The organism is Mesorhizobium sp. M7A.T.Ca.US.000.02.2.1 (assembly GCF_003996995.1).
Lineage (GTDB): Bacteria > Pseudomonadota > Alphaproteobacteria > Rhizobiales > Rhizobiaceae > Mesorhizobium.
The window spans coordinates 1-5759 of the sequence record NZ_RZTT01000388.1 but is presented as its reverse complement, the minus strand read 5'-3'; the positions used below and the strand labels follow the sequence as shown (position 1 = coordinate 5759).

Sequence of the window (5759 nt, the reverse complement as noted above, 5' to 3'; positions counted from 1 at the left end):
GAAGAAGATCATGATCACGCCGTGCGCGGTGAAGATCTGGTCGTAGTGATGCGAATTGAGATAGCCTTCCGAACCGCCGAAGGCCATCGCCTGCTGGAGCCGCATCATGATGGCGTCGCTGAAGCCGCGCAGCAGCATGATGATGCCGAGCACCATGTACATCACGCCGATGCGCTTGTGGTCGACGCTGGTGAACCATTCGCGCCACAGATAGCCCCAGAGCTTGAAATAGGTCAGTGCGCCGACGAGTGCCACGCCGCCCAGCGCGACGACTATGAAGGTCGCGACCACGATGGGTTCGTGCAGCGGCAGCGACTCGAGCGTAAGCCGGCCGAAGATCGCCTTGAGAAAAGCAGGATTGTCGAACATGTCTTGCGTGGCGCCTCAGGAGTTGAAGGGCGACCGAAGCGTGCCGGTTGCGGAAGGTGACGGCAGTCGGATCGACAGGGGCGGTGGCCGTTGCAGACCAGCGCCGACTATCGGCGTCGAGGTCATCGGCGTGGCGGATTGATCGGCCTTCGAAGCCGCCAGTGCTTCTTCGGTCGTGCATATACTGGCGACATAGGATGGGGCAGGGCCGAATATCGTGCCGCGCCGGGCGAACTTGTCATACAGCAGCGGCAGGGTGTTGCGGATGCCGGCCATTCCCAGACCGCCCTTGGCATCGATCTGCGACATCTCGCTCATGCACATCTTGCCGGGCTCGACGCACATGTTGAGGATCGCCTTGTAGAGATCGGCATCCACCGCCGCATAGTGGCGCACGGGTTGGTTCTCGCTGGGCTGTTCGAGCTCCAGATAGCCGTTTCGGTCGAGCTTGCCGCCGCCGTCCTTTGCCTTCGCGATCGATGCCTGGAAACCGGCATCGTCCAGGCCGTGGAACGCGAAGCGCATTCCCGAGAAGCCGGCGCCGCTGTAGTTGGCGGAGAATCCTTCATAGTCGCCGGACTTGTTTATGACCGCGTGCAGCCTGGTTTCCATACCCGGCATTGCATAGATCTGGCCGGCCAGTGCTGGAATGTAGAAGGAGTTCATCACCGATGCGGAGGTGATGCGAAAGCTGATCGGCCGGTCGACCGGCGCAGCCAGTTCGTTGACCATGGCCACGCCGTACTCGGGATAGATGAACAGCCATTTCCAGTCGAGCGCGACGACTTCGACCTCAAGCGGGCGCACATCCGGCGGCAGCGGCTTGCCGGCCGCGACACGTCCGATCGGACGATAGGGGTCGAGCAGATGGGTGCCCATCCAGGTCACTGCGCCCAGGCAGATTATGATCAGAAGCGGCACAGCCCAAATGACGAGTTCGAGGTGGGTCGAGTGGTCCCAATCCGGCTCGTAGCGCGCCTCGCGGTTGGACTGGCGGTATCGCCAGGCAAAGAATATGGTGAGAGCCATGACCGGTATGATGACGATCAGCATCAGTGCCGTGGACACCATCAGCAGGTCGCGCTGCTGCGCGGCGACGTCGCCGGCAGGGTTCATGACGACCATGCTGCAGGAGCCGAGCGATGCCAGCAGGGGCAGCAGGAAAAGGGTACGGAGACGGCTCAATGTATGACCTGTCGGTTGTTCCCCCCAGTGCTAACCGTACCGCGGCAATGAAGGCATTGGACAATTTGTCCAATGCCGCAATGACGCGGCAGGCCTCATCAAAGCACCTGGCCCGCGCACATGGCAAGCGATCGTAATGAGACCGCGGCGGGGCGACGGAGAATGCTGTGAGCCCAACTTCTAAGATCGAAGCCGACGCAAGACGGATCAACGCGCGGCATCATGAAGTGAAGCCCGGCGAAATCGCCGTTGGCGTCATCATCGGCAGGACGTCGGAATTCTTCGACTTCTTCGTCTACGCGATCGCTTCCGTCATCGTTTTTCCGAAGCTCGTATTTCCTTATGCCGACCCGTTGACCGGCACGCTCTACTCGTTCGCCATCTTCGCGCTTGCCTTCATCGCGCGGCCGATCGGCACGGCGATCTTCACCGCGCTCGACCGCGCCTACGGACGCAGCGCCAAGCTCACCATCGCGCTGTTCCTGCTGGGGACCTCGACCGTGTCGATCGCCTTCGTGCCCGGTTACGACCAGATCGGCCAGGCTTCGGCCTGGCTGCTGGCCATGTTCCGGATCGGTCAGGGACTGGCGCTGGGCGGGACATGGGACGGACTTGCCTCGCTGCTGGCGTTGAATGCGCCCGAAAAGCGCCGCGGCTGGTATGCGATGATCCCGCAGCTGGGCGCACCACTCGGGCTCATCGTTGCCAGCGCCCTGTTTGCATATTTCGTCGGCAACCTGTCGGCCGAAGACTTCTTCAGCTGGGGCTGGCGCTACCCGTTCTTTGTCGCCTTCGCCATCAATGTCGTCGCCCTGTTCGCACGGCTGCGCATCGTGGTGACGCCGGAATACACCAAACTGTTCGAAGGCCAGGAACTGGAGCCGACTTCCGTCCGCGAAACGTTGCGCGCCGAAGGGCGCACTGTCGTGCTCGGCGCCTTCGCGCCGCTGGCGAGCTTCGCCCTGTTCCACATGGTGACGGTGTTTCCTCTGTCCTGGATTTTCCTGTTCACGCGCGAGGGACCGGCCCGGTTCCTGGTCATCGAGACGATCGGAGCCTTCTTCGGCCTGGCGGCAATCGCGATCTCGGGCTTCGTCGCAGACCGGGTTGGGCGCTGGCCCTTGCTAGGAGGCTCGGCGGTGGCCATCGCCGTGTTCAGCGGTTTCGCGCCACAGCTGCTCGATGGCGGCTTCGTCGGAGAGTCCGTCTTCATGGTCTTGGGCTTCGTCCTGCTCGGCCTGTCGTTCGGCCAGTCTTCAGGAGCACTCGCCTCGAACTTTTCAAAGACCTACCGCTATACAGGGGCAGCGCTGACCTCGGATCTCGCCTGGCTGTTCGGGGCGGGCTTCGCCCCCATAGTCGCCCTGTTCCTGTCCGCCCATTTCGGGCTGATCTCATCAGGCGCCTATCTGTTGTCGGGAGCGCTATGCACGTTGCTTGCGCTGAGGCTCAACCAGCGCCTGGATCGGACGCCCGCTTGAGTGACCTGCTTGGCCAGGGCTGGGGACCTCCCGGCCCAATGACTCTGCACGACAAGACCAACAAACAGAATTTTCTGCTTCTGATTCAACTGCGCTGGATCGCGGTCGGTGGTCAGATCGTGACGATCCTGTTCGTCCGCTACGTGCTCGGCATCGGATTACCGCTGGTCCCGATGGCGGTGGTGATCCTGCTGCTGATCGCTCTCAATGTCGCCAGCCTGCGCCGGCACAGCAGCCAGGACGCGATCACCAACACCGAGCTGTTTCTTGGACTGCTGCTCGACGTCACCGCGTTGACGGTCCAGCTTTACCTGAGCGGCGGCGCGTCCAATCCCTTCATTTCGCTTTACCTGCTCCAGGTCATTCTGGGCGCGGTGCTGCTGGAGACATGGTCGGTCTGGGCGCTGGTCTTCATTGCAAGCACGTGCTTCATCGCGCTGACTACTTTTTACCGTGAGATCAGCCTGCCCGCCGCACACGGTGCCGGGCTGTTCAGCCTGCACATCCAGGGCATGTTCATCTGTTTCGTCCTGGCGGCAACGCTTCTGGTGCTGTTCATCACCAGGGTCCAGAACAACATTCGCACCCGTGACGCCCATCTTGCGGATTTGCGCCAGCAGTCGGCGGAGGAGGCTCACATCGTCAGGATGGGCCTGCTCGCCTCCGGTGCCGCGCATGAGCTCGGCACGCCGCTGGCCACGCTTTCCGTCATCCTCAACGACTGGCAGCGCATGCCGGCTCTCGACGCCGATCCGGATCTGGCGCAGGAAATCCGGGAGATGCAGGGCCAGTTGGACCGTTGCAAGAAGATCGTTTCGGGAATCCTGATGTCGTCGGGCGAATTGCGCGGCGAAGGCACGGTTCGCACCTCCGTCGACGCCTTCCTGGCGGAGCTGGTGGCCGAATGGAAATCGACACGGCTGCCGCAAGGTTTCGAATACACCAGGCGTTTCGGCGCCAACCAGGAGATCGTCTCCGATCCCGCGCTCAAACAGGTGATGTTCAATGTACTGGACAACGCACTTGAAGCGTCGCCTCTATGGGTCGGGTTGATCGTCAGCCGCCACGCGGACGATCTCATCGTCGAAGTTGTCGACTCGGGACCAGGATTTGAAGAAGCCATGCTTGCAGAATTCGGCAAGCCCTACACGTCGACCAAGAACCGGCCAGGTAGCGGGCTCGGCCTGTTTCTGGTCGTCAATGTCATCCGCAAGCTGGGGGGTACCGTCACCGTAAGAAATAGAACCGAGGGGGGAGCTTCGGTTACGTTGCATCTGCCACTGGCTGCTCTGTCTGCGCGAGGGCACAATGCCGACTAAACGCACGCTGTTGATCGTCGAGGACGACATCGCCTTTGCCAACGCACTGCGCCGGTCTTTCGAACGGCGTGACTACGAAACGCATAGCTGCCGGAGCGTCGACGGCGTGCATGCGCTGATCGGCACCGTTGCCTTCCAATATGCCGTCGTCGATCTCAAGCTTGCCAGCGGCTCGGGCCTGGAATGCGTCAGGGCGCTGCACGAGCACGATCCTGAAATGCGGATCGTCGTGTTGACCGGCTTTGCAAGCATCGCCACCGCTGTCGAGGCGATCAAGCTCGGCGCCTGCCAGTATCTCGCCAAACCCGCCAATACCGACGACATTGAAGCGGCTTTCGGCCAGGTCGAAGGCAATGCTTCGGTGCCGCTCGCCGAGCGACCAACCTCGATAAAGAACCTCGAATGGGAGCGCATCCACGAGACGTTGGTGGAGGCCGACTTCAACATTTCGGAGACGGCACGACGGCTGGGCATGCACCGACGGACTCTGGCGCGGAAGCTGGAGAAGAGGCGTGTGAAGTAGGCACGATCTACCGGGCATCGCACATCGTGCCGATACCAATGATAAAATTGATGCCGGCAACAATCGTTACATTCGAACGATGTCCTCCGAAGGGAAAAAATTGGCAGGGCAGGGATTAAAATCCCTACATGCTCCGTAAACAGGACATGAAACCGCCGGTGCCACGCTTTGACATCATAGGACAGCTAGGTTCGCTGCGTCGCTATGCGCGCTCGCTGACGCGCGACAGCACCGACGCCGAGGATCTTGTCCATGACGCGCTGGTGCGCGCCTATGAGCGGCGCAGCACGTTCCGCTCCGGCGGAAACCTGCGCGCGTGGCTGCTGTCGATCGTCCACAACACCTTCATCGACAAGATGCGGTCCCGCAAGTCCGAAGCGTCGCGCGTCGAACAGGCTGGATACCTGGCCGACGGCAGCACGCCGGCACCACAGGAACATTCGGTGCGCCTGGCGCAGGTGCGCGAGGCTTTCTTCAGCCTGCCGGAAGAACAGCGTTCAGCGCTGCACCTCGTCGCCATCGAAGGCCTCTCCTACCAGCAGGCCGCCGATGCCAGCGGCGTGCCGCTCGGCACGCTGATGTCACGCATCGGCAGGGCGCGCGCCGCACTGCGCGAGATGGAGGAGCCCGCGAAGGCAAAAAACCACCTCAGGATCGTTGGAGGCCCGTCATGACCGCAACTGTCGATCCCGTGACCGATATCGACCTCGACGCCTATGTCGACGACCAGGTCGACGTCACCCGCCGCATCGAGGTCGAAGCATTCTTGTCCGCTCGCCCGGAGGCGGCGGCGCGCGTGATGTCGGATCTCAGGACCCGCGATGAACTGCGCGTGGCGCTTGCCGGCTCCAAGGGCATGGCGCGCCCTGCGACCGCCGATGC

At 62.1% G+C, this 5759-nt stretch carries 6 protein-coding genes and 1 pseudogene; 5 read left to right on the top strand and 2 right to left on the bottom strand.

The genetic code is table 11. The features are described 5' to 3' along the window. On the bottom strand, positions 1-369 hold a 369-nt coding region (locus tag EOD15_RS27290), incomplete at its 3' end, for a cbb3-type cytochrome c oxidase subunit I (RefSeq protein ID WP_185929088.1). Between the two features lie 15 nt (positions 370-384). Next, entirely contained in the window at positions 385-1554 is a 1170-nt protein-coding gene (cyoA, locus tag EOD15_RS27285) for a ubiquinol oxidase subunit II (RefSeq protein WP_127321066.1), read from the bottom strand. 167 nt (positions 1555-1721) lie between these two features. Between cyoA and EOD15_RS27280 the strand changes: the two genes are divergently transcribed. The 5 genes and pseudogenes from EOD15_RS27280 to EOD15_RS27260 all read left to right on the top strand — a co-directional run. After that, positions 1722-3035: an MFS transporter gene (locus EOD15_RS27280; RefSeq protein WP_127268838.1), complete on the top strand. Its 1314-nt coding sequence runs from the start codon at positions 1722-1724 to the stop codon at positions 3033-3035. A 38-nt stretch (positions 3036-3073) separates the two neighbouring features. Then, positions 3074-4354 (top strand): ATP-binding protein, encoded by a 1281-nt coding sequence (locus EOD15_RS27275; protein ID WP_164761782.1) that lies wholly within the window; start codon positions 3074-3076, stop codon positions 4352-4354. After that, positions 4344-4877: a response regulator transcription factor gene (locus EOD15_RS27270; protein WP_127321068.1), complete on the top strand. Its 534-nt coding sequence runs from the start codon at positions 4344-4346 to the stop codon at positions 4875-4877. The genes EOD15_RS27275 and EOD15_RS27270 overlap by 11 nt, the downstream gene beginning before the upstream one ends. Positions 4878-5005: 128 nt before the next feature. After that, a complete protein-coding gene (locus tag EOD15_RS27265) occupies positions 5006-5551 on the top strand; it encodes a sigma-70 family RNA polymerase sigma factor (RefSeq protein WP_127321069.1) in 546 nt (181 codons plus the stop codon). Then, positions 5548-5759, top strand: a pseudogene (locus EOD15_RS27260) (anti-sigma factor); the annotation flags it as partial. The gene EOD15_RS27265 and the pseudogene EOD15_RS27260, both read left to right, overlap by 4 nt.